Genomic DNA, 26,903 nt, shown 5'->3' on the forward strand with positions numbered 1-26,903 from the left:
TGCCCGTGTTCTGGCCGGGAGAGTCGACCTTGCTGCAAGCTGAAACCACCTGGCATCGGCTTGGCACTATCTGGATCGGCCTCTGTCTGCTGCTGGCGGCGGTACTCGCCTGGCAGCTGCCCCACAGCCGCATCAACACCAGCCTGATGGATCTGCTGCCCCACGCATCCCGCAGCGATCTGGATCCGGCCCTGCAGCAGGGCTTGCTGCAGCAGCTCGATCGCCAGCTGGTCTGGATGCTGAGTCTGCCAGCCGGACAGAACGGGCAGGCGGCGGCCGAGCTATGGATAACACAACTCGGCCAGATAGCGGCCTTCTCCCACATCAAGGGGCATCAGCCCGAGCTGGCCTCCGCCTGGCAGGACTATCTGCACGATCTCGCCTGGCAGCGGCTGGATGAGGCGAGCCGGGCCCGGCTGGCGGCTGGCGCCGAGGGCTGGAGCCAGTGGGTGCTCGGCCAGATCTACTCGCCCTTTGGCGGCGTCTCTCGCGCCGAGTGGCAGAGCGATCCGCTGCTGCTGACCCGGGCCGGGGTGCTGGCCGAGGTCAGCGGCCCCATGCAGCTCAAGGCGGGCTGGCTGGTCAGCCGGGACAAGGGGGGGCGTGACTGGTACATGGTGCGCGCCGAGCTGGATCTCTCCGCCTTCGACATCCAGCGCAATCAGGGGGTGCTGAGGGCGCTCGACAACGCCGAGCAGCGGCTGGCCCAGGCTTATCCCGGTGCCGAGCTGCTGCGCCGTGGCACCCTCTTCTACAGCCAGCACGCCAGCAACCTGGCCCAGCAGGACATCTCCACCATAGGGCTTGGCTCCATGATCGGGGTCATCCTGCTGATCTGGGGCGTGTTCCGCTCGACCCGGGCGCTGCTGCTCTCCCTGCTGCCCATCGGCGTGGGGCTGATGTGGGGGCTGGGTGCCGTGCTCATCCTGTTTGGCGAGATCCATGTCTTCACCCTGGTCATCAGCAGCAGCCTCATCGGCATCGCCATCGATTACGCCATCCACTTCCTGTGCGATCGGCGGTTGCACGGCGGCGACGAGAGCGCGCATCAGACCCGGCTACGGCTGCTGCCGAGCCTGTCGCTGGCGGTGCTGACGACCCTGATCGGTTATGGCCTGCTCTGGTTCGCCCCCTTCCCCGGGCTGCAGCAGCTGGCGGTGTGTGCGCTGGCGGGCCTGTTCAGCGCCTTCATCACCGTGCTCTGCCTGTTTCCGCGCTGGGCCGGCCCGCTGCCGACCCGGCCCCTGGTCATTCAGCCACTGCTGATGGCCTGGCTCAGGGCCTGGCGGCAACGCCCGCTGGTGCGTATCGGCCTGCCGCTCTGCTGCCTGCTGCTGGCCGCTCTTGGCATCAGCCAGCTGCGGGTGGATGACGACATCCGCCGGCTGCAACCCTTGCCGGTGGAACTGCAGGCGCAGGAGAACCAGATCAAGACCCTGACCGGCCAGCAGGGCGGCATGCAGGGTTTTCTGGTGACGGGAGCGGACGGCGAACAGGCGCTGCAACGACTGGAGCGGCTCGACGGCCGGCTGGCCGAGCTTAAACAGCGCGGTGTGCTGCAGGATTTTGTCTCTCTTTCCCGCTGGCTGCCTTCGCTGGTGCGTCAGCAGCAGGATGCGGCAGCCATCCGGGCCCTGCTGCCCCAAGTGGTGACCCGGCTGCAAGAGGCCGGGGTGCCAATACCAGCAGGGGGGCAAGCGCCCGCCCGCGAGCCCGGTTGGCTGACCCCGGCGGCCTGGTTGGCCAGCCCGGTCAGCGAGGGGAGCCGTCTGCTGTGGCACTCGCTGGACGATGGCCGCGTCGCCATCTGGGTGCCGCTGGTGGGGGTGGTGGACGAAGGGGCCCTGACGGCGCTGGCGGCGACCGAGCAGGGAGTCTACTGGCAGGATCAGCGCAGCGAGTGGAGCCAGCTGTTCGCCCACTACCGGATCAAGCTTGCGGAGCTGCTGTCGGTGGCCATCGGCCTGGTGGCCCTGCTGCTCTGGCGGCGGATGGGGGCGGCCCGGGCGGCCCGGGTGCTGCTGGTCAACCTGATTGCGCTGGCCATGGGGTTGGCGCTGCTCGCCGCCTGCGGCCAGCCGCTCACCCTGTTCGGGGTGCTGGCGCTCAGCCTCATCTTCGGCATCGGCATCGACTATGGTCTCTTTTTCGCCCACAGCGGGCACGAGCTGACGCGGCAGAGTGCCACCCTGCTCGCCATCCTGCTGGCGAACCTCACCACCCAGCTGGCCTTCGGTCTGCTGGCGCTGAGTCACACCCCCGCCATCGCGGGCTTTGGTCTGGTGCTGAGCGGCGGTATCTTTACCGCCTTCCTGTTGTCGCCCCTGGTGCTGGACAGGGAAACGGACAAGCGGAGGCATGACGAGCGGGAGCCTGAGCAACCATGAGATCACTGTTCGCATTACTCATCCTCTTGGTGGGGGGCTGCAGCAGCCAACCGGCCCCCACCGCCTATCTCGACAAGAGCAGCGTCATGGTGCTGCCGGCCCCCGTGCTGGCCACCCCCTTCTATCGCCAGCAGTTGCTGACGGCCACAGTGGGTGAGAGCGCCCATCAGCTGATGACGGTGCTGGAGGCCGATGGACACCAGCTGACCCTGGTCGGCCTGACCCCGAGCGGGGTACGGCTGTTCCGAGTGCGTTACGATCAGCAGGGCATAGCGACCCAACAACTGAGCCCGCTGCTCGCCACCGGCATGCCGCCTGTGACCCAGGTGCTGGCGGACGTCATGCTCTGCTACTGGCCGTTGGCGAGCTGGCAGCCGCAGTTGCCACTGGGCTGGACGCTGCACGACGAAGGGCTGACGCGCCGGCTGCGTGCCCCCGATGGCACCCTGGTCAGCGAGATCCATTACCGCGACATCGACGGCGTGCGCGAGCCGGTCAGCCTGCAGCAGCACGTATTCCACTACCGCCTGCAACTGGAGACCCTGAGCCGATGAGCTGTTTTATCACCGCCTATGGCCTCATCTCGGCACTGGGTGAGGGCGTTGATGCCAGCGCCGAGGCCCTGCTGGCCTGGCAGGCCAAGGGGAGCACGCCGCTCACCCGCCACAACCAGGCCTTGCTGGATGGCCGCCTGACCCCGGTGGGACGGGTAGAGGGCGAGTTGCCGGCCATACCGGCGGCGCTGGCTCCTTACGCCTCGCGCAACAACCAGCTGCTGCTGGCGGCGTTGGCCCAGATCCGGCCCGCCCTCGACGAGGCGCTGGCGACGTTTGGCCCTGCGCGGGTGGGGCTGGTGCTCGGCACCAGCACCGCCGGGATCGGCGAGGCCGAGCTGGCGATCGCCGCCGACCGGCGGGGGGAGGCGGTGCCAACGGCCTTTGACTATCGTCAGCAGGAGCTGGGCTCCCCGTCCGAATTTCTGGCTCGCCACCTCGGCCTGGAAGGACCCGCTTACACCCTCTCCACCGCCTGCTCCTCCAGCGCCCGCGCCTTCATCAGCGGTCAGCGGATGCTGGCGGCCGGACTGGTGGATGCGGTGCTGGTGGGGGGCGCCGACAGCCTGTGCGGGCTGACTCTCAACGGTTTTGACAGCCTGGAGTCCCTCAGTGGCACCCTCTGCCAGCCCTTCGACAACGACCGCCAGGGGATCAACATCGGCGAGGGGGCGGCGCTGTTTCTGCTGAGCAGACAGCCTGCGCCGATTGCGCTGCTGGGGGCGGGGGAGTCGTCCGATGCCTGGCACATCTCGGCGCCGCATCCAGACGGCGTGGGGGCCGAGGCGGCCATGGGCATGGCGCTGGCCCAGGCAGGTCTGACGCCGGAGCAGGTGGGTTACATCAACCTGCACGGCACCGCTACCCGCCTCAATGACGCCATGGAGAGCCAGGCCGTCTATCGCCTGTTCGGGGACAGGGTGCCTTGCAGCTCCACCAAGCCGCTCACCGGCCATGTTCTGGGGGCGGCGGGGGCCATCGAGGCTGCGCTCGCCTGCCTGCTGCTGGAGCGGGCACTGCCGTTGCCACCCCAGCGGGTGATGACGGCGGATCCGGCGTTGGCGCCCATCCGGCTGGTGAGTGGCACCACCCCGCTGGCGACGCCCCGGATCCTCTCCAACTCCTTTGCCTTCGGTGGCAACAATGTCAGCCTGCTGTTCGGGAGATCTGCCTCATGAATGAGCTCACACCGTTGCCCGCCATCGAGACCCTGCTGCCTCATCAGGCCCCCATGTTGCTGCTGGACCGGCTCTGCGCCGTGGATGCGAGCCGGGCGCGCTGCGAGACCCGTGTCGGTGCCCGCCACGCCTTGTTGCTGGATGGCGAGGGCTCGTTGCCCGGCTGGGTCGGCATCGAGCTGATGGCCCAGACCATCGCCGCCTGGGCTGGCATGCAGGGGCGATTGCGCGGTGAGCCGGTGCGTATTGGCATGCTGCTCGGCACCCGCAAGTACCGCTGCCAGCCCACTAGCTTTGCTGCGGGGGCCCTGCTCACCATAGAGGCCAGCTGCCTGTTGCAAGACGGCGGCATGGCCAGTTTCGAATGCCGGATCCTGCAAGATGGGCGGGAGTGCGCCACCGCACGCCTCTCGACCTATCAACCCGCACCCGGCGAGTTATCCGATTTGTTAGCGAAGGACGTTTCATGATCTCTACCGTATTGGTCACGGGCGCCAGCAAGGGGATAGGCCGCGCCATCGCCCTCAAGCTGGCCGCCGACGGTTTTCTCGTCGTGGTGCACTACCACGGCGACCGCGCCGGTGCCGAGGCGACGCTGGCCAGCCTGCAAGCGGCCGGTGGGCAGGGGCGCCTGATCCAGTTCGACATCGCCGATCGCCAGGGTTGCCGCGTGCGGCTGGAGGCCGACATGGCCGAACACGGCGCCTATTACGGTGTGGTCTGCAATGCCGGCATCATCCGTGACGGCGCCTTTCCCGCCCTCACCGACGAAGAGTGGGACGGGGTGCTGCACACCAATCTGGATGGCTTCTACAACCTGCTCAAGCCCTGCATCATGCCGATGATAGGCCTGCGCCGGGGCGGCCGTATCGTGACCATCTCCTCGGTCTCAGGCCTGATGGGCAACCGGGGCCAGGTCAACTACAGCGCCGCCAAGGCGGGCATCATGGGGGCCACCAAGGCGCTGGCGCTGGAGCTCGCCAAGCGCAAGATCACGGTGAACTGCGTGGCACCCGGCCTTATCGACACCGGCATGGTGGATGCCGAGGTGAAGGCCGAGGCGCTGAAACTGATCCCGCTCAAGCGCATGGGGCAGGCTGACGAGGTGGCCGGGCTGGTCTCTTACCTGATGTCGGACATCGCCGGCTATGTCACGCGTCAGGTCATCTCCATCAACGGGGGCATGGTATGACGCGGATGTCGGTGAGATCTTGTCTGATGTTGATTCAACATGGTGCTGTCTCTGTGGCACGCCAGCTTATCTCTGCGAATGGCGGTATGGTATGAAGCGGGTAGTGGTAACCGGCATGGCCGGGGTGACGGCGTTCGGCCAGGACTGGCCGAGCGTGCGGGCAAAGTTGCAGGCGGGGCGCAATGCGGTGGTGGCCATGCCGGAATGGGCCATCTACGAGGGGCTCAACACCCGGCTGGCGGCGCCCATTGCCGATTTTGTGCTGCCCGCCCACTATCCGCGCAAGAAGACGCGGGCCATGGGGAGAGTCTCCCAGCTGGCGACCGTGGCCAGCGAACTGGCGCTGGCACGGGCGGGACTTACCGACCACCCCGTGCTGACCGATGGTCGCACCGGCATCGCCTATGGCTCCTCCATTGGCAGCACGGAGCCCATCCGTGCCTTCGGGGTCATGCTCAACGACAAGAGCACCGCCAGCATCACGGCCACCACCTATGTACAGATGATGCCGCACACGGCGGCGGTCAATGCCGGCCTCTTCTTCGGTCTGCGCGGGCGGGTGATCCCTACCTCCAGCGCCTGCACCTCCGGCAGCCAGGGCATTGGCTACGCCTTTGAGGCGATCAAGCACGGCTATCAGACCCTGATGGTGGCCGGCGGGGCCGAGGAGCTCTGCCCGTCGGAGGCCGTGGTGTTCGACACCCTGTTTGCCACCAGCCAGATGAACGACAACCCCGAGCTGGCGCCGCGACCGTTCGATCGGCAGCGGGACGGGCTGGTGATTGGCGAGGGGGCAGGCACCCTGGTGCTGGAGGAGCTGGAACATGCGCAGGCGCGCGGGGCCACCATCCTCGCCGAGCTGGTGGGCTTTGCCACCAACTGCGACGCCGCCCACGTGACCCAGCCCCAGCAGGAGACCATGCAGCTGTGCATGGAGATGGCGCTGGCCCAGGCCGGACTCAAGGCCGCCGACATCGGCTACATCAGCGCCCACGGCACCGCCACCGAGCGGGGCGACATCGCCGAGAGCCACGCCACCGCCGCCATCTTCGGCGACAAGACCCCCATATCGTCGCTCAAGAGCTACTTCGGCCATACCCTGGGAGCCTGCGGCGCCATCGAGGCCTGGCTGGCGCTGGAGATGATGCAGGAGGGCTGGTTTGCCCCCACCATCAACCTGACCGAGCCGGATCCGGCCTGTGCCCCGCTGGATCACGTGATGGGCAATGGCCGCACGCTAGCGGTGGACTACCTGATGTCCAACAACTTCGCCTTCGGTGGTATCAACACTTCCCTCATCTTCAAGCGCTGGGGTTGAGGGGGCTGTCCAGCCCGTCCGGTTGCACCCGGTACAGCTCCAGTACAGCTTTGGTTTAGGTTTGATTAATTAATATGTCTCCCACTTTGTTGGGAGGCATCATGTCTGTTTTAGCTTTTTGTTCTGTTCAATCTTCGCTGCGCCGTGGTCTGCTGGCCTTTCTACTCTCTTGCCTGTGGTGGGGGGTGGCCTCGCCCGTCAGGGCTGATGATGAATTTCGGCTGGGTAACACCATCCTGCTGGGGGTGGGCGACCACCCAGCCATTATTCCCATCATCATCTGCCGACCGGCCAGGTCCATCATGGTCAAGGCGGGAAGGGAGCTGACCCTGGACAGGGTCAAGGTGATCTACGGCAATGACCGCAGCAAGACCCTGCACTTTGACAAGAGCCTGAAAGAGGATCAGGAGTCCGGCTGGAAATCCCTCGGCAGTCGGGTTTGCATCAAGCGAGTCGAGGTCTATGGCAATTCGGAAGGGAGCAAGGCGGGGGTCAAGGTATACGGCCGCAAATAAACGGCTGCAAGTTGGGAGGTGGACGGGGAGCTCCCCGCCCACTTAGAGCCTATTTCTTGGGGCGAAACGGCTTGATGACGGCTTCGTCACATTCGAGATAGGGCCCTTCCATCAGGTCGATGCAGTAGGGGATGGCGGGGAAGGCCGCATCCAGACACTCGCGGATGGACTTGGGCTTGCCCGGCAGGTTGACGATGAGGGAACTGCCGCGCAGGCCGGCGGTCTGGCGCGACAGGATGGCGGTCGGCACGAACTTGAGGGACTCGGCCCGCATCAGTTCGCCAAAGCCCGGCATCATGCGATCGCACACCGCCTCGGTCGCCTCCGGTGTCACATCCCGCTTGGCCGGCCCTGTGCCGCCGGTGGTGACGATGAGGCAGCACTGCTCCTGGTCCGCCAGCCGGACCAGGGTCGCTTCGATCTGATCCTGCTCATCCGGGATCACCTGATAGACGGGCTCCCACTCTGAGGTCAGATAGGCGTTCAGCGTGTCTATGATGGCCTTGCCGGAGAGGTCCTCATAAATGCCCGCGCTGGCGCGATCGCTGACGGTGACGATACCGATTCTTGCCTTGCTCATGATCTGCCCTTGGTCATTGGAAAAAGTGGTAAATAAAATAACATAATCAGTGAGATATGTTAAAGCACCGGCATGGGCGTGACACAGGAAGGCCAGATTTGAGAGTCGAACGAAAAGCAGATTTATTCGCTATCGATGAATAGGGAATAAGAAGAACCATAAAAGCCTTTAAAATTTATAAAAAAAGTGACGCAGGTCGCATGGGGATAATTTCATGAATCATAACGAATAAATATTTCCTTCCGACCCATATTCGCCAAATGGATGAAAAATCAGACTCCTGTGGATCGGTGCGGGCTGACCCTAAATCGCCACCATCTTATATAACCTGTTTATGGACAGCGAAATGATGTGCCGGGTGTGGTCACACAGATTCACGCCAGGCGTCTGGCCAGGAGGGGATATGGAGATGCCGGATTTTGATACGCTGAAACACTGGGCCCTGGCCGAGCCGGAGCGGCTCGATGCCTTGCTGCACCAGCAGATAGAGGCACTGATCGCGCAGGTGGGGCCGGAGCAGCAACGGCGGTTGCGAGGCCTGCAGTTTCGCATCGACTGTCAGCGTCGTCTCGCCAGGAACAATCTGGACAGCTGCATCCGGATCGCCAACATGATGCACGAATCCGTTCATGCCATGCGCCGCCACATCGTTCACCTGCAGGAGGCGTCTCAGGAGGAGAGCGAAGAGATTGTGCCGCCGAACAATGTGATCTGGCTGGTAGAGCGTGTGAAGGATAAATAATGCGTTGGCAGGCATCCAGTCGCGTTATTTCCCAATATTTCATTCAGTTCAAACCATCCAATGTTAATAAGCTGGGTGGTTTGTTTTTTATTTGCTGCAAATGGGCGTGTAGTACAAATTGAATAACATAGTGATCAGGTAAATCAGCAGATATAGATGAAGGAATATAAGGGTTGGGGTAATATCACGGCATATTCCACCTTGCTAACACTCAAAGGGATCATGAGCAGCATCACACCAGGAAGGGAGCTGTCGCGGGAGCAGCAGACGGAAATCACCCGGATCATCGTCAAGGCGGGTCAGATGCTGGCCCAGTTCGGGGCCGAGAGCCGCATCATAGAGCAGACCACGGTTCGGCTTGGCCTGGCACTGGGGCTGGAGAGCGTCGAGATGGCCATCTCCTCCAGCGCCATCGTGCTGACCAGCCTCTATCAGGGCAGTTGTGTCACCACCACCCGGCGGGTGCGCGAGCATGGCATCAACATGCAGGTGGTGTGCGAGATCCAGCGTATCTGCATCATGGCTGAAAAGGCGCTGATCGGCGCGCGCGAGGTGCGTCAGCGGCTCGACGGCATAGTACCGTTTCACTACCACCCCTGGCTGGTGGTGCCCATGGTGGGGCTCTCCTGCGGCGCCTTCAGCCTGCTGTTCGGCGGTGACTGGCCCATTTTCATGGTGACCTGCCTCTCGGCCTCGGTCGCCATGCGGGTTCGCCAGCTGATTGCTCGCCACCACCATAGCCCCCTCATCAATTTCGCCGTGACCGGCTTCATCGCCACATTGCTCGCCTCCAGCGCCACCTTCTTTGGCTGGGGCGAGCAGCCTTATCTCGCCATGGCCGCCAGCGTGCTCTTGCTGGTGCCCGGTTTTCCGCTGATCAACGCGGTCTCCGACATGGTGAAAGGTTACTTCAACATGGGGCTGGCCCGCTGGGGCACGGCGACCCTGCTGACCATCAGCGCGGCGATAGGGATTATTCTCGCCATGTCGGTGACCGGCATCTGGGGGTGGAAGGTATGATGGATTTGATCTGGCTGCTGGCCAAGGATGCCTTCTGGTCTGCCATTCCGGCGGTGGGCTTTGCCATGCTGTTCAACGTGCCGCCACGGATGTTGAAGTATTGCGCCATGGGCGGCGCCCTGGCCCACAGTCTGCGTACCCTGCTCATCCATTACGGCATGCCCATCGAGTGGGCCACCCTGGCGGCGGCGACCACGGTCGGCTTTGTCTGCGTCTACTGGTCGCGCCGGTTGCTGGCGCCGCGTCCGGTGTTCAGCGTCGCCTCCATCATCCCCATGATCCCCGGCAGCTATGCCTTCAAGGCGATGATAGCCATAGTGGAGCTCAACATCTCCGGGGTGACCATGGAGCTTATCCAGAGCGCGGTGGAGAACGGCTTGAAGGCTATCTTTATAGTAGGCGCATTGAGCTTCGGGCTGGCGATACCCTCCCTGGTCGTGTACCGTAACCGGCCCATAATATGAATGGTTGTGTGAGAGGCTGACACCATGAAAATCTCCATGATTGCCGCCATGGCCCACGATCGTGTGATCGGTCTGGACAACCAGATGCCCTGGCACCTGCCGGCGGATCTGGCCCACTTCAAGCGGGTCACCCTGGGCAAGCCGGTACTGATGGGGCGTAAGACCTTCGAGTCCATCGGTCGGCCCTTGCCCGGGCGCCGAAACCTGGTCATTAGCCGTAACCCAGGATTCAAAGCATCAGGCATAGAGGTTTTTTCATCCATCGATGAGGTATTGGCCACCTTATCTGAGGCCGAGGCGCCAGATGAGCTGATGGTGATCGGCGGCGGCCATCTCTATGGTCAGCTGTTGCCCCGGGCCGACAGCCTCTATCTGACCCGGATCGATCTGGCGGTGGCAGGGGATACCCGCTTCCCCGCCTTCGATGAGGGAGAGTGGCATTGCGTTGAACGCGAGCCTCATGAGGCTGATGAGAAAAACCCTCATCCTTACCGCTTCGAGACCTGGCAGAGGCGCTGACGACAGCGTATTGCCGTGGTAGATGAAAGGCCCCCTGCGCTGCGCAAGGGGCCTTTTTGTTGGCCGCTCCTGGCGCGGTGAATGGAGGCGTTTATACAACGTCGCTTGATCAGCTCTTTTCTTGTCCATCTTCCCAAAATGATTAGTTGTCTAATCAAAATAACCCTTCGAAGATAAGTGCAGTTATTTCCTCGTATCCTGCCCCTGAATCAAGCCTTTTTCTCAATAAATTCGGCATTTTGATTGAATTTGTTTGCATTTCATTGTTGAGCATATGCTGTTGTGTCACATTTAAATGGTTTTTTATGTTAAAAATAACCATTTAAAATCAACAGGTTATGATTGCCACTCTTCATTGAGACTCTTATGGTTCTTTTATTAGGCCCCAAAATTACTTAGTGTTAAAAGTAGTTGGTTCGCGTTCGACGGTTTGCCTTGCAAGTCGTCGACCATGAAAAAAGGACAATATGACAGTCAAACTCGAGGTTAAATCACTCTACAAAATCTTCGGCGATCAGCCGGAAAAAGCGTTCAAGTTGCTGGCGAAAGGGCACGACCGCGCCAGCATCCTGCAAAAGACCGGGCAGACCCTGGGGGTCCAGGATGTCAATCTGGCCATCCACGAGGGGGAGATCTTCGTGGTGATGGGCCTCTCCGGCTCGGGCAAATCCACCCTGGTGCGCCTATTCAACCGGCTGATAGAGCCGACCCGCGGCCAGGTGCTGATCGACGGCGAGGACATCGCCGCCATCTCGGAGCGCGAGCTGCGCCAGGTGCGCCGCAAGAAGATCAGCATGGTGTTCCAGTCCTTCGCCCTGATGCCACACCTGAGCGTGCTGGAAAACACCGCCTTCGGCCTGGAGCTGGCCGGGGTGCCGCTGGCGGAGCGCCAGCAGAGTGCCCGTCAGGCGCTCAATCAGGTGGGATTGGGTCAGTGGATTGACGCCTTCCCCGACGCCCTCTCCGGCGGCATGAAGCAGCGGGTCGGCCTGGCCCGGGCGCTCGCCAACGACCCCGATATCCTGCTGATGGACGAGGCCTTTTCGGCGCTGGATCCGCTGATCCGCACCGAGATGCAGGACGAGCTGCTCAAGCTGCAGGCGAGCCAGCAGCGCACCATCGTCTTCATCTCCCACGATCTGGACGAGGCGATGCGTATCGGCGATCGCATTGCCATCATGCAGGATGGCCAGCTGGTGCAGGTGGGCACCCCGGACGAGATCCTGAACCAGCCCGCCAACGACTATGTGCGCGCCTTCTTTCGCGGGGTGGATCTCGCCAACGTCTTCAGCGCCCGAGATGTGGCCAGCCGCAAGCAGACCCCCCTCATCAAGAAGCACACCACGGACGGGCCGGGCAACGCCCTGCGCCAGCTCAAGGAGCTGGAGCGGGAGTACGGCTATGTGGTGGATCGCAGCCGCCGCTTCCTCGGGGTCGTTTCGGTCGAGTCGCTCGGTCGGGCGGTCCGTGACAAGGGGAGCCTGGAGCAGGCGTTGCTGGCGGACATCCAGCCCATTCTGGCGGACACCTCCCTCAATGAACTCATCAGCCAGGTGGCCGCCGCACCCTGTCAGGTGCCCGTGGTCGAGGAGGATGGCACCTATCTGGGACTCATCTCCAAGGCCAATCTGCTCAACACCCTGGACAGGAGTACACCGGTATGAATCTCAACCCCTTTAACCGTCTGCTGACCGGCTTGCTGGCGCTGTTGCTATTGACCAGCACTCCCACCTGGGCCGACGAGGCGCAGGCCGACCCCTGGGGAGCTGCGACCACCACCACGACAGCCGAGGATCCCTGGGGCAGTACGGCTACGGAGGCGGCAGACTGGCAGAGCCAGATCGCAGCCGTCGATGACAGTGCCGCCGTCGACTGGCTGGATCCCTTCCAGCAGGCCCTGGTGCCGCTGGATACCTGGGTCGAGGGGGGCATCGGCTGGCTGGTGGAGAACCTGCGGCCTGTGTTCCAGCTGATCCGCGCCCCCGTGGAGCTGGCGCTGGGGGCCATGACCCAGCTGCTGCAGACAGTGCCCTCCACTCTGATGATGGGGCTCCTGACCCTGATCGCCTGGCAGCTGGTGGGTGGTCGCATGGCGCTCGGCACGCTCGCGTCTCTTGTGGGGATCGGCCTTATCGGGGCCTGGTCCGATGCCATGGTGACCCTCTCCCTGGTGCTGACCTCGCTGTTCTTCTGCGTGCTGATAGGCTTGCCGGTGGGCATATTGCTGGCTCGCAGCGAGCGGCTCTCCACCTGGACTAGGCCGCTGCTGGATGCCATGCAGACCACCCCGGCGTTTGTCTACCTCATCCCCATCGTCATGCTGTTTGGCATAGGTAACGTGCCCGGGGTGGTGGTGACCGTCATCTTCGCCCTGCCGCCCATGATCCGGCTCACCATGCTGGGTATTCGTCAGGTGCCCGCCGATCTGGTGGAGGCGGCCCACTCGTTCGGTGCCAGCCCCTCCCAGTTGCTGTTCAAGGTTCAACTGCCGCTCGCCATGCCCACCATCATGGCCGGGGTCAACCAGACCCTGATGCTGGCGCTCTCCATGGTGGTGATCGCCTCCATGATAGCGGTCGGGGGTCTGGGCCAGATGGTGCTGCGCGGCATAGGCCGGCTCGATATGGGACTCGCCTCCATCGGCGGCCTCGGCATAGTGCTGCTGGCCATAGTACTGGATCGCCTCACCCAGGCGATGGGACAACCGGATCGCACCCGTACCGGCCGCTGGTATCAACGTGGCCCCGCCGCCCTGCTGCTGCGCCTGTGCGGCCGCGGCAAATCCCTCGATTACAAAGGAGTAAATGCATGAAACAGATCACCAAAGGATTGACCCTGGGCACATTGCTGCTGAGTACCCAACTGCTGAGTCCGCTCGCCATGGCCAGCGCCGAGCTGCCGGGGGAGGGGGTCAAGGTGCAGCCCCTGCAGAGCTCCTTGCCGGAGGAGGCCTTCCAGAGCCTGCTGGTCAGCAAGCTGATGGGACGCCTCGGTTATGAGGTGCAGCCGGCCCAGGAGGTGGACTACAACGTGGCCTACGCCTCGGTGGCGCAGGGGGACGGCACCTTCCTCGCTTTCAACTGGATACCGCTGCAGGACAACAAGTACGAGCAGGCGGGGGGGGACAAGGTGTTCTTCCGTCAGGGCACCTATGTGGCCGGTGCCGCCCAGGGGTATCTGGTGGACAAGAAGACTGCAGCCCAATACGGCATCACCAACCTGGGCCAGCTCAAGGATCCCAAGCTGGCGGCGCTGTTCGACGGCGATGGCGACGGCAAGGCCGATCTGGTGGGCTGCAACCCAGGCTGGGGCTGCGAAGGGGCCATCAACCATCATCTGGACGAGTTCGGCCTGACCACCACGGTGACCCACAAGCAGGGCAACTACGCGGCGCTGATCGCCGATACCCTGGCCCGTTACCAGGCTGGCAAGCCGGTGCTCTACTACACCTGGACCCCCTACTGGCTCAGCAGCGAGCTGGTGCCGGGCAAGGATGTGGTGTGGCTGGAGGTACCCGCCGATGCCCCTGATGCGGACAAGACCCGGCTGCCGAACGGCAAGAACTACGGCTTTGCGGTGAACACCATGCACATAGTCGCCAACAAGCAGTTTGCCGAGGCCAACCCGGCGGCCGCCAAGCTCTTCTCCATCGTCAAGCTGCCCCTCAATGACATCAACATCCAGAACGGTCTGATGAACAAGGGGCAGAACAAGCCGGCGGATGTGGAGCGTCACGCCGATGCCTGGCTCAAGGGACACGAGGCCCTGGTCAATGACTGGCTGGCCCAGGCGCGCGCCGCCGCAGCGAAAGAGCAGTCTGCGGGCTAAACCCCGCCTCGGCCCAGTCCATGGATACCAGCAAGCAAAACGCCCGGCTATTACCGGGCGTTTTTTTATGGGCGGGGCGCAGTAACAGGCTGCGCACCAGGATCAGATGCCGGAGCCGTCGTGCTCGCCGTTCTCTTCGTGCAGGCCGCATTCACGCTTGAGGCCGAAGAAGCGGGTCTGTTCCTCGCTCATGCCCGGTTCCCACTTGGTGGTGGTGTGGACGTCGCCCACCGAGAGGTAGCCCTGCTCCCACAGGGGATGATAGGGCAGGTCGTGCTCTTTGAAGTAGTAGAAGACGTCCTTGTTGCTCCAGTCGATCACCGGCAAGAACTTGAAGCGGCCGCGCTGTATGGCCAGCACCGGCAGCTTGCCGCGACTGCCCGCCTGCTCCCGGCGCAGGCCGGAGAACCAGGTGCGGGCGCCAAGCTCCCGCAGTGCCCTGTCCATCGGCTCCACCTTGTTGAGCTGGTTGTAGCGGGTGATCCCCTCCACTCCCTGCTCCCACAAGAGGCCGAAGCGGGCCTCCTGCCAGGCCGGTGTGAGCTCGGCCCGGTAGATCTTCAGGTTGAGGGCGAGGCGCTCGGTCAACTCGTCGATGAAGTGGTAGGTCTCCGGGAAGAGATAACCGGTATCGGTCAGCACCACAGGCACATCGGCCCGCTCGCGGCTCACCAGGTGCAGCATCAGCGCCGCCTGGATGCCGAAGCTCGACGACAGCACGTGTTCCCCCGGCAGATTTGCCAGCGCCCAGCGCACCCGCTCGGGGGCGCTCATGGCGTCCAGCTCCCGGTTGAGAGGGGCCAGCGCCTCGGTCTGCTCCTCGCGGCCGAGGGCCAGCAGGGCATCGAGGTCGAGCCTGCCATCGGCGGTCAGTGTCAACCGCCCGCTTTCAGTCAGTTCAGGCTGCATAGAAGTCCCTCGCGGAGTCGATAACGGGCGCAACCACCCCAACCCGGATCACGAAGTCGCCGAAGCACTCGTTCCCGTCGCGCTCCTTGGCCCAGCGGCCGATCAGGGTATCCAGCTCGGCCAGGATCTGCGGCTCCGTGATGTTCTCCAGGTGCAGGCGAGGGATGCGGGTCCCCTCGAGGTTGCCCCCCAGGTGCAGGTTGTAGCGGCCCGGCGCCTTGCCCACCAGACCCACTTCCGCCAGCATGGCGCGGCCGCAGCCGTTGGGGCAGCCGGTGACCCGGAAGATGATGGCGTCATCCGCCAGACCGTGTTTGGCCAGCAAGGCTTCGATGTCGGTGACGAAGGCTGGCAGCATGCGCTCGGCCTCGGCCATCGCCAGCGGGCAGGTGGGCAGGGCCACGCAGGCCATGGACTGCTTGCGCTGCTCGCTCACGCCGTCGTCCAGCAGGCCGTACTGGCGCGCCAGGGCTTCGATGCGGGCCTTTTCACCGGCGGGGACGCCCGCGATGATGAGGTTCTGGTTGGCGGTGAGACGGAAATCCCCCTGGTGCACCTTGGCGATTTCCAACATGCCGGTCTTGAGGGGCTTGCCCGGGAAGTCCAGCAGGCGGCCGTTCTCGATAAACAGGGTGAGGTGGTGCTTGCCGTCTATCCCCTCCACCCAGCCGAAACGATCGCCACGGCTGGTGAACTCATAGGGGCGCACCTCGCCAAACTGGATGCCGGCGCGGCTCTCCACCTCGGCCTTGAAGGCCTCGACGCCGACGCGCTCAAGGGTGTACTTGGTCTTGGCGTTTTTGCGGTTGACCCTGTTGCCCCAGTCGCGCTGGGTGCTGACCACGGCGGCCGCCACCTCCAGCACGTGGGAGAGCGGGATGAAGCCGAAATCGCTCGCCTTGCGCGGGTAGGTGCTGGTGTCGCCGTGGGTCATGGCCAGACCACCGCCCACCAGCACGTTGAAGCCCACCAGCTTGCCGTGATCACTAATGGCTACGAAGTTGAGATCGTTGGCATGGATGTCCACATCGTTGTGGGGCGGGATCACCACGGTCGTCTTGAATTTGCGCGGCAGGTAGTTGGAACCCAGGATCGGCTCCTCGTCACCCCCCAGCTTCTCGCCGTCCAGCCAGATCTCCACGTAGGCGCGGGTCTTGGGCAGCAGGTGCTCGGAGATCTTCTTGGCCCACTCGTAGGCCTCCTGATGCAGCTCGGACTCCACCGGGTTGCTGGTGCAGAGCACGTTGCGGTTCACGTCGCCCGCGGTGGCTATGCTGTCGATGCCGGTGCTGTTGAGGGTCTGGTGCATCAGCTTGATGTCGCGCTTGAGCACCCCGTGGAACTGGAAGGTCTGGCGGGTGGTCAGGCGGATGCTGCCGTACAGGCTGTGCTCTTCGGCGAACTTGTCGATCACCTGCCACTGGGCCGGGGTGATGATGCCGCCCGGCAGACGGGCACGCAGCATGACGTTGTGCAGCGGCTCCAGCTTCTGGGCGGTGCGCTCGGGGCGGATGTCTCTGTCATCCTGCTGATACATGCCGTGGAAGCGGATCAGCTGGAAGTTGTCGCCATTGAAGCCACCGGTGAGGGGATCCTGCAGATCCTCGGCTATGGTGCCGCGCAGGAAATTGCTTTCGCGCTTGAGGCGTTCGTTGTCGGACAGTGGCCCTTCAACCGGTCCTGCTGCTTGCTTCGAGATTGGTTGCTTGCTCATCAGTAGACATCCCTTTGATAACGTTTGGCACGACGCAATTCGCTCAAATACTCTTCTGCTTCTTCACGGCTCTTGTGGCCATGATCGCTAATCACATCCAGCAGGGCTTCCTGCACATCCTTCGCCATGTGGTTGGCGTCGCCACACACATAGAAGTGAGCGCCTGCTTCCAGCCACTGGTAGAGCTCAAGCCCGGCTTCACGCAGGCGGTCCTGCACATAGATCTTGTTGGCCTGATCCCGGCTGAAGGCCAGGGAGATCTTCGACAGCAGGCCGGATTTCACATAACGCTGCCACTCCACCTGATAGAGGAAGTCCTGGGTGAAGTGGGGGTTGCCGAAGAAGAGCCAGTTCTTGCCCTCGGCACCCTGAGCTTCCCGCTCCTGCATAAAGGCGCGGAACGGCGCAATGCCGGTGCCCGGACCCACCATGATGACGGGGGTGTCGGGGTTGGCGGGCAGGCGGAAGTTGTCGTTGTGCTCCACGAACACCCTGACCTCGGCGTCCTCGGCCAGTCGGTCTGCCAGATAGGAGGAGGCGCCGCCACTGCGCACTGTGCCATCTTCCTGCGGGTAGCGCACCACGCCCACGGTCAGGTGAACCTCTTCCTCTACCTCGCTTTGGGCGGAGGCAATGGAGTAGAGGCGAGGGGTCAGCGGGCGCAGCAGTTTGACAAGCTGCTCTGCAGTGAGTGTGGCGGGGAAGCGTTTCAGCACATCCACCACCTGGGCGCTGGCCACCAGGGCGTTGACCTGAGCCTTGTCGCCTGCCAGGTCTTTCAGTGCCGCGTTGCCCGATATGTCAGCGAGCCCTGTGATGAAACCGCCGTGCAAGCGGGTCAGCTCGAAGTGGCGGGTCAGGGCCGCGCGCAGCGGGCCCTGGGCGGTGGCTTCATCGCCGGAGAGGCCGGTCAGGGCCAGCACTTCCCCCACGAGATCGGCGTCGTTGTCGAACCAGATGCCCAGCGCATCCCCTGGCTGATAAGTGATGCCGGACTCTTCCAGGTTGATCTCGATATGGCGGATATCCTTGGTGGAGTCACGGCCGGTGATCTTCTGATTGACCGAGAGCCGTGCCGGGAAGGGGTTCTCCTTGTGATACTGGCTATGGCCGACGGCTTGCTGCACCGAGCCCGCTACGCTGGCTGTCGCGGCCCCGGCAGAGAGGGTGGAGGCGACGGCATTGACCGCCTGCTCGCCCCAGGCACTGGCCGCTTCCTGATAATCCACGTCCAGGCTCGCGAGCTCATGAATGCGCTCGGCCCCGGCTTTTGACAGGAAGTCGTCGAAGTCCTTGCCGGTCTGGCAGAAGAATTCATAGGAGCTGTCACCCAGCCCCAGCACGGCGAACTTGAGGCCCTCGAGTTTGCCAATCTTGCCCTTCTTGAGCTGCTCGAACAGATCGACCGCGCTCTCCGGCGGCTCGCCCTCCCCGTAAGTGCTCACTACCACCAGCAGATGGCTCTCTTTCTTGAGCTGCTTGGGTTTGTAGTCCGCCATCGAGGTCAGGGTCACCGGCAGGCCGTGGGCCTTCGCCTGCGCCTGGATGGCGCTGGCGACACCCTTGGCGTTGCCGGTCTGGGAGCCGTAGAGAATGGTCAGGCTGCCACCGGGGGCGGCCACGGCGGCGCTGGTGACGACGCTCTGGACGCCAGACTGGGAGAGGCCGTAGAGATAACCGCTCACCCAGGCGAGTTGCTGGGTGTTGAGGGTCGACAAGACCTGATTCAGTTGGCGCTGCTGTTCGTCAGAGAGCGGGCTTATGTTGGGTATTGGGGCTGTCAATTGCATCACACACGTCTTCCATGGTCTGATTTTTGGTCAGGTTAAGGGGTGCAATGAATAACAACAAAGAATAAAAATATCTTCTTTATGCGATTTATGAATTTATAAAGCCGAAATCCGCCTCAGCGACTCCCCGGCTGTGGTATAAAAATCGCAATATTGAGTCCCTTTCTGCCTCTCAGGATCTGCCGATGTCCAGACTGTTTCATGTCAATGCCTTCAGCCAGCACCCCTTCGGGGGCAACCCCGCCATCGTCGTATTGGGGCCCGAGCGCAGCGATGCCGAGCTGCAGGCCATGGCGGCGGAGTTCAACCTGTCGGAGACCGCCTTCCTCAGCCCCCTGGGGGAGGCGCACTATCGGCTGCGCTGGTTTACCCCGACGGTCGAGGTGGATCTCTGCGGTCACGGTACCCTGGCGGCGGCCCATGTGCTGTGGCAAACCGGGGAGGTGGCCCGCTCCCAGACGCTGCGCTTCGAGACCCGCAGTGGCCTGCTGGAGGCCCGCGCCGAGGGGGAGTGGATCCGGCTCGACTTTCCGCGTACCCCCCTTGCTCCACTGACACTGGATCCCGCTTATGCCGAGGCCCTCGGCTGCACACCGCTGCAGACCCTGGCCGCTGGCGCCAAGTTCCTGCTGGTGCTCGGCAGCGAGCAGGAGGTGCAGGCCCTCAAGCCGGACTTCCACGCCCTGCGGGCCTTGCCCGGTCGTGGCCTGATGGTGACGGCGCCGTCGAGGGATCCGGACCATGACTTTGTTTCTCGCTATTTCGCCCCCTGGGTCGGGGTGGAGGAGGATCCGGTGACCGGCTCCAACCACTGCGCCTTGGTGCCCTTCTGGGCCGAGCGCCTCGGCAGGACGCAACTGAGGGCGCGCCAGATCTCCGCGCGGGGCGGGGAGCTTGTGCTCGAGTTGCAGGGAGACAGGGTGTGGATGTCGGGTCAGGCTCTGACCCTGTGGCAGGGGGAGTGGCTGCTGCCGCCCTGCCCATAAGCCGCAAGCCGGTTGTTGTCTTCGCCATAAAAAACGCCCCGCAGTTGCGGGGCGTTTTATTGCTGGCGCGCTCGGGCTGGCCGAGCGGCAGGCTTATTTCTGTTGCGGACGCAGGGCCGGGAACAGGATGACGTCGCGGATGGTGTGGCTGTTGGTGAACAGCATCACCAGACGGTCGATACCAATACCCTGACCGGCAGTCGGCGGCAGGCCGTGTTCCAGCGCGGTGACGAAGTCGGCGTCGTAGAACATGGCTTCGTCGTCGCCGGCTTCTTTCTGGTTCACCTGATCCTGGAAGCGCTTGGCCTGATCTTCTGCATCGTTCAGCTCGGAGAAGCCGTTGGCCAGCTCGCGGCCACCGATGAAGAATTCGAAGCGATCGGTCACGTCCGGGTTCACGTCGTTGCGGCGGGCCAGCGGAGAGACGGCAGCCGGGTACTCGGTGATGAAGGTCGGTTGCAGCAGCATGTGCTCAACGGTCTCTTCGAAGATGGCGGTGATCACGTGGCCCAGCTCCCAGCCCTTCATCAGCTCGATGTGCAGACGCTTGGCGACGGCGGTGGCGCTCTCCAGGGTGGCCAGATCGTCCTTGGTCACATCCGGGTTGAACTTCAGGATGGACTCGACCATGGTGAGGCGCTGGAACGGCTGACCGAAGTCGATGGTCAGACCCTCTTCGCCCTCTTTGGCGTAACGGATCTTGGTGTCACCCAGGATGTCCTGGGCCAGGGTGCGCAGCAGCTCCTCGGTGAGATCCATCAGATCGATGTAATCGGCATAGGCCATGTAGAACTCGATCATGGTGAACTCGGGGTTGTGACGCACCGAGATCCCTTCGTTACGGAAGTTACGGTTGATCTCGTAGACACGCTCGAAACCACCCACCACCAGACGCTTCAGATAGAGCTCGGGGGCGATACGCAGGTACATGTCGATGTCCAGCGCATTGTGGTGGGTAACGAACGGACGCGCGGAGGCACCACCCGGGATGACCTGCATCATGGGGGTTTCCACTTCCATGAAGCGCTTCTCGTTGAAGAACTTGCGGATGCCGGCCACCACCTGGGTGCGGATCATGAAGGTCTTGCGGGACTCTTCGTTGGCGATCAGATCCAGGTAGCGCTGGCGGCAGCGAGCTTCCTGGTCGGTCAGGCCCTTGTGCTTCTCGGGCAGCGGACGCAGTGCCTTGGTCAGCAGACGGATTTCGCCCACATGGACGGAGAGCTCGCCGGTGTTGGTGCGGAACAGCGTCCCTTCGACGCCGACTATGTCCCCCAGATCCCACTTCTTGAACTGCTCGTTGTAGAAGCCTTCCGGCAGGTCGTCACGGGTCACGTAGATCTGGATCTTGCCAGCCATGTCCTGCAGGGTAGCGAAGGAAGCCTTGCCCATGATCCGGCGGGTCATGATACGACCGGCAATCTTCACCCGTTTATTCAAGGCCACCAGCTCGTCGGCGCTCTTGTCGCCAAACTCGGCGTGCAGATCGCCGGACAGGCTGTCACGACGGAAGTCGTTGGGGAAAGGGTTGCCCTGGGCGCGCAAGGCGGCCAGCTTGGAGCGACGCTCAGTCATCTCGTTGTTCAGTTCGAGAGTCTGGTCGACTTCCGGAGTAGTGGTTTGTTCAGACATGGTGATTCCTGCTGCTCTGTTTACAGGCCTGATTTCAGGCTGGCTTCGATAAACTTGTCCAAGTCGCCGTCGAGTACCGATTGGGTATTGCGGGTCTCGACGCCGGTGCGCAGATCCTTGATACGGGAGTCATCCAGTACGTAGGAGCGGATCTGGCTGCCCCAGCCGATGTCGGACTTGGTCTCTTCGAGGGCTTGCTTCTCAGCGTTCTGCTTCTGAATTTCCAGCTCGTAGAGCTTGGCCTTCAGCTGCTTCATACACTGATCTTTGTTCTTGTGCTGGGAACGGTCGTTCTGGCACTGCACCACCACCCCGGTGGGGACGTGGGTGATACGCACCGCGGACTCGGTCCGGTTGACGTGCTGACCACCGGCGCCGGAGGCGCGGTAGACGTCGATGCGCAGATCCGCCGGGTTGATGTCGATCTCGATGTCGTCATCGATCTCGGGGTAGACGAACACCGAGCAGAACGAGGTGTGACGACGGCCACCGGAGTCGAACGGCGATTTGCGGACCAGGCGGTGCACGCCGGTCTCGGTGCGCAGCCAGCCGAAGGCATACTCGCCGGTGAACTTGACGGTGGCGGACTTGATGCCGGCCACGTCGCCGTCAGACAGCTCGATCAGCTCCGGCTTGTAGCCGTGGGCATCGCCCCAGCGCAGGTACATGCGCAGCACCATGTTGGCCCAGTCCTGGGCCTCGGTGCCGCCGGAACCGGACTGGATGTCGATGTAGCAGTCGGAGCCGTCGTGCTGACCGGAGAACATGCGACGGAACTCGAGATCCACCAGCTTGGCTTCCAGCTGATCGGCTTCGGCGACGGCCTCGTTGAAGGTCTCCTCGTCTTCGCCCTCGACCGCCAGGCTGACCAGCATCTCGACGTCCTCAGCACCTTGTGTCAAGACGTCTATGGTGCTGACCACGTTGTCCAGCGACACGCGTTCCTTGCCTAGCGCCTGTGCGCGTTCCGGCTCATTCCAGACATCCGGCTGTTCCAGCTCGGCATTGACCTCTTCTAGACGCTCTTTCTTGGCGTCATAGTCAAAGGTACCCCCTAAGCAGCTCGGTCCTCTCAGACAGCTCCTTAAGCTTGTTTAATACAGGATTGACTTCAAACATCGTGAAAACTCTCGGGGTCGATGTGATTTAAAAACGGGATATTCTAGCCAATTGCGGAAGGAATAAACAGGGTTGGCTGGCCCTGGCCGCCTTCTGTCACCGATTTCGGATGCCGTTTTGTGCATTCTTGCGGAAAATATCGTCAGCCACCCCATTTTCGACTTCAGTTTCGTGCGCCTTGGCCGCTAACAATTGCATGGAGTGCCGCGCACTTTTCGAGTAATCCTGTTCCTGACCCCACAAGAAGAAAGCATGATGAAAAACCTATCACTCAAGCAGAAGATACTGTTGTCTGTGGTGATCGCCCTCTCCCTGGTGATCCTGCTGCTCTCCTGGCAGAGCTACAGCAGCCAGAAGTCCCTGTTGCTGCAAGGCAGTCAGGAACAGGTGCAGCGCCTCGGCAGCCAGCAGGCCGCCAGTGTCAGTGACTGGCTCGCCGCCCGTCGCGACGTGATCCAGGCCCTTGGCAACAAGGCCGGCCCCGAACCCCTCAACGCCCTGCAACAGGCCCAGGTGTCCGGCCGCTTCCAGCTCACCTACTTCGGTGAGGGCGGCGGCAAGATGAATGACTCGGATCCCTCCATCAATCGTGACGGCTACGATCCTCGCTCTCGTGGCTGGTATCAGGAAGCCATGGCCAAGGGCGGCATGATCGTCACCAAACCCTATCTGGACGTGGCCTACAACGTCATGGTGGTGACCCTGGCCCAACCGGCCCAGGGCGGCGTGGTCGGCGGCGACCTCTCCATCGCCTCCCTGGTGGAGGATGTCACCAAGATGGCCCTGCCGGCGGACGGTGTCGCCATCCTGATGCACAAGGATGGCACCGTCATCGCCTACAAAGATGCGGCCAAGGCGATGAAGCCTGCCAGCGAGATCGACAACGATCTCTCCAATGCCCTGATCGAGCAGAGCAAGAGCAGCAACAGTCTGCTCCCCGTCTATTTTGACAACGAAGGCCGCGACAAGCTGCTGTGGGCGACGGACATCCCGAACACCGACTGGGAGCTGGTGCTGGTGCTGGACAAGGCCACCCTGGAGGCGCCGCTCTCCTCCCTGCTGATGACCCAGCTCGGCCTGGCCCTGCTGGTACTGGTGGGCAGCATCCTCGCCATCTCCTGGCTGGTGAGCCTGCTGCTGGGCCCGCTCGGCAAGGTTTCCCAGGCTCTGGCCCGCATCGCCGACGGTAACGGCGATCTGACCCAGCGCATCAAGATCGACGCCAACGACGAGGTAGGCCAGCTGGCCAACAGCTTCAACCGTTTCGTCGGCAGCCAGCACCAGCTGATCGGCAACATCCGCCAGCTTGCCAACGAGCTGAACGCCGATGCGGAGCGCAGCCTGGTAACCAACCAGGCCGCGGTGGAAGAGCTGCAGCGCCAGCAGCAGGAGGTGACCATGGTTGCCACTGCGGTCACCGAGATGGCGAGCGCCACCATGGAGATCGCCGGCAACGCCGAGAACACCGCTGCCGCCGCCCAGCAATCCGCCCAGAGCAGCGAGCAGGGCAAGATGCTGGTGAACCAGACTCGCCAGTCCATCAACAACCTGGCCGAGGAGGTGGGTCAGGCCACCGGCGTCATCGGCGAGTTGAGCCGTCACGCCCAGGCCATCTCCGGCATTCTCTCCACCATCCAGGGCATCGCCGAGCAGACCAACCTGCTGGCGCTGAACGCGGCCATCGAAGCGGCCCGCGCGGGTGAGCAAGGCCGTGGTTTCGCCGTGGTGGCGGACGAAGTGCGGGTGCTGTCGCGCCGTACCCAGGACTCCACCCAGGAGATCCAGTCCACCATAGAGACCCTGCAGCAGACCACGGCCCGTGCGGTCAGCCTGATGCAGACCAGCCAGGGCTTGGCCGACAACAGCGTGAAGGACGCCGATGCCGCCGCCGCCGCGCTCGAAGAGATCACCCAGGCTGTCTCGCTTATCTCCGACATGGCGGGTCAGATCGCCACCGCCGCCGAGGAGCAGACCCAGGTGACCGGTGAGATCACCCAGAACACCACCGCCATCAAGGATGTGAGCGACGAGATCACCGCCTCCGCCATGCGCGACCTCGATCAGGCGCACAACCTCAAGGGACGCGCCACCAATCTGAACCAGCAGGTGTCGACCTTTATCCTCTAAGACGCCAGTCGCAGCCTGTTCGAGCTGACATAAACAAGCCCCGCACTCGAGAGAGCGCGGGGCTTGTTCGTCAGGGGCTGTTGGTATGTCGTCAACGCTGCTTGCGCCGAAACGTCAATTGCGCCAGGCGATCTCCCTCTGGCATGTTCGCCTGGGAACGTCAGCGAGTGAATGAATTCACTTGGCTACAGGTCTCTGCCAATCCGGTGGGAGCCGTGCCAGCTTTGAGTTCAAGCCATTGAGTCAGATCGGTTTTGTTCATGGGATGCGCAAACAGGTAGCCTTGCATCAAATGGCACCCCAATTGGTAGAGTTGCATACGCATCTCCTCGGTCTCGACGCCTTCTGCAATGACTGGCATGTCAAGTTCACGTCCCAGTAAAAGCACCGCTTTGACGAGTCTTTCATCCCCCTTCAGCAGCGTCTGGGTGAAGCTGTAGTCCAGTTTGATCGCATCGATAGGCAGAGATAGCAATCGTTCCAGGGAGGAGTAACCGGTGCCAAAGTCATCAAGATGGATTTTGAACCCCGCTTGAGTCAGTGCCAGCAGTTGCTCTTCCAAGCGACCGTGATTCTCGGCAAACAGACTCTCCGTTAGTTCAAAATGGATCGCGCTTCTTGGCAACTGATGACGATCGGCCAGCTCGGTGAGTTGTGTCACCAGATCTGGCTCCATCAATTGCAGTACCGACAGATTGATATTGATGTTCAGGTCGGGGTAGGCGTATCTCAGTTCATGCAGCGTTCCCATCGCCTGGTCGGCAATCCACTTGCCCAGGGGGATAATCAGCCCGGCCTGTTCTGCCAGAGGGATAAATATACTGGGGGGGCAGAACCCCGTTGGGGTGGGCCAGCGGCACAGGGTTTCCACCATGGCGACGCGGTCACTTTCCACATCCATGATGGGTTGATACCAGACCTCAAATTGTCGCAGTTGCAAGGCTTCCCGCAGCGCTTGTTCCAGCTGCATGCGCTGTGAAAGCTGATGATGCAAGATCTCTCGATAACAACGGTAGCAATGTTTGCCCGCCTGCTTGGCATCATACATGGCCAAGTCGGCGTTTCGGATGAGCTCATCTGCGCCCATGGCGCCATCATCGTAGGCGATTCCGATAGAGGCACCGACCTGGATTTTTCGTCCCCCCTGCTCGATTTGCTGGCCGGATTATAGTCAGCATCAGCCGTTCGGCGAGCGAAATGGCACCCTCTTCCTCTCTGACCATCTTGGTGATGATGGCAAATTCGTCACCACCTATGCGAAACAGCATGTCTTCACCACGAATAGCCTGCTTGAGACGTCCTGCGATGGTTAGCAATACCTGATCCCCTGTCTCGTGCCCCAGACTGTCATTGAGGGTCTTGAAATCGTCCAGATCGATCATCAGCAAGGCAATGCGGCCACGGTCATGTTTGGTGCGCAGGCAGGGATGCTGATTGAGCTGCTCGCTCAACAATTTCCGGTTGCCCAATTGGGTCAGTCCATCGCGTCTGGCCTCGTTGTAGAGGGCCTGCTCCGAGAGTCGGTGCTGTTCCACCATGCTATTGAGCGCCCTGGCCAGGGTATCGAACTCGGGACTACCCGATAAAGGCCAATGTTTGCTTGTGGGCTGCAAGCTGCTGTATTGCTCGGCCAGGCGGGTAAAAGTGGTGAGCCGACGCATCACCATGCGTTCATAAATGGTAATAGTGCCCAGGCCGGCGGCGATCAGGAGCAGGGTTGAGTTGATGAGTAGCATGCGATTGCTGAGCCGCTGTTGCGTCAGCAATTGGTGATCCGGGGGGACGTGCAGTATGAGGCGATGGGCATTTTCACTGTCTGGCAGAGCGCGCTGCTCGGCAAGAGGGGCCTCACCTGTATCTCGGAGAAACTCGATGTCCAGCTTGGTCATGTCCCGGATCTGTTGCACGTCTGTCCCATCAAGTTGGCGGATCATGGCTATCCAGCCCTCCACGTGCGGGTTGGTGGCATCAGGGTCTTGAACAGGATGAACCGCTAGCAGGATGGGGTGCTCTTGATACCAGCCGTTCAGTGTGTATCCCCGTGTGTGTTGTGATGACCAGTAGTGAGAGAGATAGTCCTGCGCTTTGGACCAGATGGGGTGGGAGTCGCCCAAGGTTACGTAGGTTGCCCCCCCTCTACCGATGACACGATAGAGCGAGTGATCCGGTCTGATAAACAGTACAAAGTGGGCATTGAGGTTATCCAGTGTTCCCGCGTTTGTAGTGGTCAACTAAATCCGGACACTTGGTTAGGCCGATCCTCGGCTTTTGCTGGCGCGATCCCGTCATTGTGTTGATGTGGACGCCGCCAGTTGTAGTAATCCATCAG

The 26,903-nt window shown here is 62.3% G+C and carries 24 protein-coding genes; 16 read left to right on the top strand and 8 right to left on the bottom strand.

Going from position 1 to position 26,903, the window contains the following annotated elements:
• The first annotated feature begins 29 nt into the window (after positions 1–29).
• The 7 genes from ACB039_RS15245 to ACB039_RS15275 all read left to right on the top strand — a co-directional run bounded on the left by ACB039_RS15245 (position 30) and on the right by ACB039_RS15275 (position 7,144).
• Positions 30–2,387 (top strand): MMPL family transporter, encoded by a 2,358-nt coding sequence (locus tag ACB039_RS15245; RefSeq protein ID WP_371165969.1) that lies wholly within the window; start codon positions 30–32, stop codon positions 2,385–2,387.
• On the top strand, positions 2,384–2,941 hold the full coding sequence (locus ACB039_RS15250) for a DUF3261 domain-containing protein (RefSeq protein WP_371165970.1): 558 nt from the start codon (positions 2,384–2,386) through the stop codon (positions 2,939–2,941). Before ACB039_RS15245 ends, ACB039_RS15250 begins: the two co-directional genes overlap by 4 nt.
• Positions 2,938–4,119 carry a beta-ketoacyl-[acyl-carrier-protein] synthase family protein gene (locus ACB039_RS15255; protein WP_161506912.1) on the top strand — a complete coding sequence of 394 codons (1,182 nt, stop codon included), beginning with the start codon at positions 2,938–2,940 and terminating at the stop codon, positions 4,117–4,119. The genes ACB039_RS15250 and ACB039_RS15255 overlap by 4 nt, the downstream gene beginning before the upstream one ends.
• Entirely contained in the window at positions 4,116–4,589 is a 474-nt protein-coding gene (locus ACB039_RS15260) for a hotdog family protein (protein ID WP_042648421.1), read from the top strand. The genes ACB039_RS15255 and ACB039_RS15260 overlap by 4 nt, the downstream gene beginning before the upstream one ends.
• Positions 4,586–5,311 carry a 3-ketoacyl-ACP reductase FabG2 gene (locus ACB039_RS15265; protein ID WP_005332017.1) on the top strand — a complete coding sequence of 242 codons (726 nt, stop codon included), beginning with the start codon at positions 4,586–4,588 and terminating at the stop codon, positions 5,309–5,311. Before ACB039_RS15260 ends, ACB039_RS15265 begins: the two co-directional genes overlap by 4 nt.
• A 91-nt stretch (positions 5,312–5,402) precedes the next feature.
• Entirely contained in the window at positions 5,403–6,629 is a 1,227-nt protein-coding gene (locus tag ACB039_RS15270) for a beta-ketoacyl-ACP synthase (protein ID WP_042648420.1), read from the top strand.
• A 101-nt stretch (positions 6,630–6,730) separates the two neighbouring features.
• Complete coding sequence (locus ACB039_RS15275; protein WP_042648419.1) at positions 6,731–7,144, top strand: DUF2541 family protein; 414 nt, start codon at positions 6,731–6,733, stop codon at positions 7,142–7,144.
• 49 nt (positions 7,145–7,193) lie between these two features.
• On the opposite strand, the gene mog is transcribed toward ACB039_RS15275, so the two are convergent.
• Complete coding sequence (mog, locus tag ACB039_RS15280) at positions 7,194–7,724, bottom strand: molybdopterin adenylyltransferase (RefSeq protein ID WP_371165971.1); 531 nt, start codon at positions 7,722–7,724, stop codon at positions 7,194–7,196.
• Between the two features lie 403 nt (positions 7,725–8,127).
• Here mog and ACB039_RS15285 point away from each other — a divergent pair, with 403 nt between their 5' ends.
• From ACB039_RS15285 to proX, 7 genes are all read left to right on the top strand, one after another.
• A complete protein-coding gene (locus ACB039_RS15285) occupies positions 8,128–8,466 on the top strand; it encodes a DUF3135 domain-containing protein (protein ID WP_042648746.1) in 339 nt (112 codons plus the stop codon).
• A gap of 222 nt (positions 8,467–8,688) precedes the next feature.
• Entirely contained in the window at positions 8,689–9,486 is a 798-nt protein-coding gene (locus tag ACB039_RS15290; protein ID WP_371165972.1) for a threonine/serine exporter family protein, read from the top strand.
• Positions 9,483–9,950, top strand: coding sequence for a threonine/serine exporter family protein (locus ACB039_RS15295; RefSeq protein ID WP_041205157.1), 468 nt, complete (start codon positions 9,483–9,485; stop codon positions 9,948–9,950). Before ACB039_RS15290 ends, ACB039_RS15295 begins: the two co-directional genes overlap by 4 nt.
• Before the next feature lie 24 nt (positions 9,951–9,974).
• Complete coding sequence (gene folA, locus ACB039_RS15300; RefSeq protein WP_371165973.1) at positions 9,975–10,469, top strand: type 3 dihydrofolate reductase; 495 nt, start codon at positions 9,975–9,977, stop codon at positions 10,467–10,469.
• Between the two features lie 467 nt (positions 10,470–10,936).
• Positions 10,937–12,133, top strand: coding sequence for a glycine betaine/L-proline ABC transporter ATP-binding protein ProV (gene proV, locus ACB039_RS15305; RefSeq protein WP_218409529.1), 1,197 nt, complete (start codon positions 10,937–10,939; stop codon positions 12,131–12,133).
• The gene (proW, locus tag ACB039_RS15310; RefSeq protein WP_270824741.1) at positions 12,130–13,281 is read left to right on the top strand and encodes a glycine betaine/L-proline ABC transporter permease ProW; all 1,152 of its coding nucleotides are present in this window, start codon (positions 12,130–12,132) and stop codon (positions 13,279–13,281) included. The genes proV and proW overlap by 4 nt, the downstream gene beginning before the upstream one ends.
• The gene (gene proX, locus ACB039_RS15315) at positions 13,278–14,297 is read left to right on the top strand and encodes a glycine betaine/L-proline ABC transporter substrate-binding protein ProX (protein WP_270824742.1); all 1,020 of its coding nucleotides are present in this window, start codon (positions 13,278–13,280) and stop codon (positions 14,295–14,297) included. Before proW ends, proX begins: the two co-directional genes overlap by 4 nt.
• Before the next feature lie 102 nt (positions 14,298–14,399).
• On the opposite strand, the gene ACB039_RS15320 is transcribed toward proX, so the two are convergent.
• From ACB039_RS15320 to ACB039_RS15330, 3 genes are read right to left on the bottom strand one after another with little or no spacing between them, the layout of a single operon-like run.
• Positions 14,400–15,206: a phosphoadenylyl-sulfate reductase gene (locus tag ACB039_RS15320; RefSeq protein WP_041205161.1), complete on the bottom strand. Its 807-nt coding sequence runs from the start codon at positions 15,204–15,206 to the stop codon at positions 14,400–14,402.
• Positions 15,196–16,920 (bottom strand): assimilatory sulfite reductase (NADPH) hemoprotein subunit, encoded by a 1,725-nt coding sequence (gene cysI / locus ACB039_RS15325; protein WP_005326510.1) that lies wholly within the window; start codon positions 16,918–16,920, stop codon positions 15,196–15,198. The genes ACB039_RS15320 and cysI overlap by 11 nt, the downstream gene beginning before the upstream one ends.
• On the bottom strand, positions 16,920–18,710 hold the full coding sequence (locus tag ACB039_RS15330) for an assimilatory sulfite reductase (NADPH) flavoprotein subunit (RefSeq protein WP_041205163.1): 1,791 nt from the start codon (positions 18,708–18,710) through the stop codon (positions 16,920–16,922). Before ACB039_RS15330 ends, cysI begins: the two co-directional genes overlap by 1 nt.
• Before the next feature lie 185 nt (positions 18,711–18,895).
• Between ACB039_RS15330 and ACB039_RS15335 the strand changes: the two genes are divergently transcribed.
• Positions 18,896–19,696 (top strand): PhzF family phenazine biosynthesis protein, encoded by an 801-nt coding sequence (locus ACB039_RS15335; RefSeq protein WP_005326514.1) that lies wholly within the window; start codon positions 18,896–18,898, stop codon positions 19,694–19,696.
• 93 nt (positions 19,697–19,789) lie between these two features.
• Here ACB039_RS15335 and lysS read toward each other — a convergent pair whose 3' ends face one another.
• Positions 19,790–21,328, bottom strand: a complete 1,539-nt coding sequence (lysS, locus tag ACB039_RS15340) for a lysine--tRNA ligase (protein WP_005326517.1) — start codon at positions 21,326–21,328, stop codon at positions 19,790–19,792.
• A 20-nt stretch (positions 21,329–21,348) separates the two neighbouring features.
• A protein-coding gene (gene prfB, locus ACB039_RS15345) for a peptide chain release factor 2 (protein WP_139751517.1) occupies positions 21,349–22,447 on the bottom strand; the annotation gives its coding sequence in 2 pieces (ribosomal slippage) (positions 21,349–22,371 and positions 22,373–22,447; 1,098 coding nt in all).
• Between the two features lie 255 nt (positions 22,448–22,702).
• Between prfB and ACB039_RS15350 the strand changes: the two genes are divergently transcribed.
• Positions 22,703–24,574, top strand: coding sequence for a methyl-accepting chemotaxis protein (locus ACB039_RS15350; protein WP_041206830.1), 1,872 nt, complete (start codon positions 22,703–22,705; stop codon positions 24,572–24,574).
• A gap of 160 nt (positions 24,575–24,734) precedes the next feature.
• Here the strand turns inward: ACB039_RS15350 and ACB039_RS15355 are convergent, their stop codons facing one another.
• Together ACB039_RS15355 and ACB039_RS15360 are read right to left on the bottom strand one after the other, a co-directional pair.
• Positions 24,735–25,661 carry a putative bifunctional diguanylate cyclase/phosphodiesterase gene (locus ACB039_RS15355; protein WP_371165974.1) on the bottom strand — a complete coding sequence of 309 codons (927 nt, stop codon included), beginning with the start codon at positions 25,659–25,661 and terminating at the stop codon, positions 24,735–24,737.
• 7 nt (positions 25,662–25,668) lie between these two features.
• Complete coding sequence (locus tag ACB039_RS15360; RefSeq protein WP_371165975.1) at positions 25,669–26,805, bottom strand: diguanylate cyclase; 1,137 nt, start codon at positions 26,803–26,805, stop codon at positions 25,669–25,671.
• Between the last annotated feature and the right edge of the window lie 98 nt (positions 26,806–26,903).

Source organism: Aeromonas sp. S2(2024) (assembly GCF_041402505.1).
In the GTDB taxonomy this organism is placed as follows: Bacteria; Pseudomonadota; Gammaproteobacteria; order Enterobacterales; family Aeromonadaceae; genus Aeromonas; species Aeromonas media.

What these genes read in the sequence shown, in the direction of transcription:
- ACB039_RS15250 (WP_371165970.1), top strand. Translation starts at nt 2,384, where the DNA reads ATGAGATCACTGTTCGCATTACTCATCCTCTTGGTGGGGGGCTGCAGC.
- ACB039_RS15255 (WP_161506912.1), top strand. Translation starts at nt 2,938, where the DNA reads ATGAGCTGTTTTATCACCGCCTATGGCCTCATCTCGGCACTGGGTGAG.
- ACB039_RS15260 (WP_042648421.1), top strand. Translation starts at nt 4,116, where the DNA reads ATGAATGAGCTCACACCGTTGCCCGCCATCGAGACCCTGCTGCCTCAT.
- ACB039_RS15265 (WP_005332017.1), top strand. Translation starts at nt 4,586, where the DNA reads ATGATCTCTACCGTATTGGTCACGGGCGCCAGCAAGGGGATAGGCCGC.
- ACB039_RS15270 (WP_042648420.1), top strand. Translation starts at nt 5,403, where the DNA reads ATGAAGCGGGTAGTGGTAACCGGCATGGCCGGGGTGACGGCGTTCGGC.
- ACB039_RS15275 (WP_042648419.1), top strand. Translation starts at nt 6,731, where the DNA reads ATGTCTGTTTTAGCTTTTTGTTCTGTTCAATCTTCGCTGCGCCGTGGT.
- mog (WP_371165971.1), bottom strand. Translation starts at nt 7,724, where the DNA reads ATGAGCAAGGCAAGAATCGGTATCGTCACCGTCAGCGATCGCGCCAGC.
- ACB039_RS15285 (WP_042648746.1), top strand. Translation starts at nt 8,128, where the DNA reads ATGGAGATGCCGGATTTTGATACGCTGAAACACTGGGCCCTGGCCGAG.
- ACB039_RS15290 (WP_371165972.1), top strand. Translation starts at nt 8,689, where the DNA reads ATGAGCAGCATCACACCAGGAAGGGAGCTGTCGCGGGAGCAGCAGACG.
- ACB039_RS15295 (WP_041205157.1), top strand. Translation starts at nt 9,483, where the DNA reads ATGATGGATTTGATCTGGCTGCTGGCCAAGGATGCCTTCTGGTCTGCC.
- folA (WP_371165973.1), top strand. Translation starts at nt 9,975, where the DNA reads ATGAAAATCTCCATGATTGCCGCCATGGCCCACGATCGTGTGATCGGT.
- proV (WP_218409529.1), top strand. Translation starts at nt 10,937, where the DNA reads ATGACAGTCAAACTCGAGGTTAAATCACTCTACAAAATCTTCGGCGAT.
- proW (WP_270824741.1), top strand. Translation starts at nt 12,130, where the DNA reads ATGAATCTCAACCCCTTTAACCGTCTGCTGACCGGCTTGCTGGCGCTG.
- proX (WP_270824742.1), top strand. Translation starts at nt 13,278, where the DNA reads ATGAAACAGATCACCAAAGGATTGACCCTGGGCACATTGCTGCTGAGT.
- ACB039_RS15320 (WP_041205161.1), bottom strand. Translation starts at nt 15,206, where the DNA reads ATGCAGCCTGAACTGACTGAAAGCGGGCGGTTGACACTGACCGCCGAT.
- cysI (WP_005326510.1), bottom strand. Translation starts at nt 16,920, where the DNA reads ATGAGCAAGCAACCAATCTCGAAGCAAGCAGCAGGACCGGTTGAAGGG.
- ACB039_RS15330 (WP_041205163.1), bottom strand. Translation starts at nt 18,710, where the DNA reads ATGCAATTGACAGCCCCAATACCCAACATAAGCCCGCTCTCTGACGAA.
- ACB039_RS15335 (WP_005326514.1), top strand. Translation starts at nt 18,896, where the DNA reads ATGTCCAGACTGTTTCATGTCAATGCCTTCAGCCAGCACCCCTTCGGG.
- lysS (WP_005326517.1), bottom strand. Translation starts at nt 21,328, where the DNA reads ATGTCTGAACAAACCACTACTCCGGAAGTCGACCAGACTCTCGAACTG.
- ACB039_RS15350 (WP_041206830.1), top strand. Translation starts at nt 22,703, where the DNA reads ATGAAAAACCTATCACTCAAGCAGAAGATACTGTTGTCTGTGGTGATC.
- ACB039_RS15355 (WP_371165974.1), bottom strand. Translation starts at nt 25,661, where the DNA reads ATGGGCGCAGATGAGCTCATCCGAAACGCCGACTTGGCCATGTATGAT.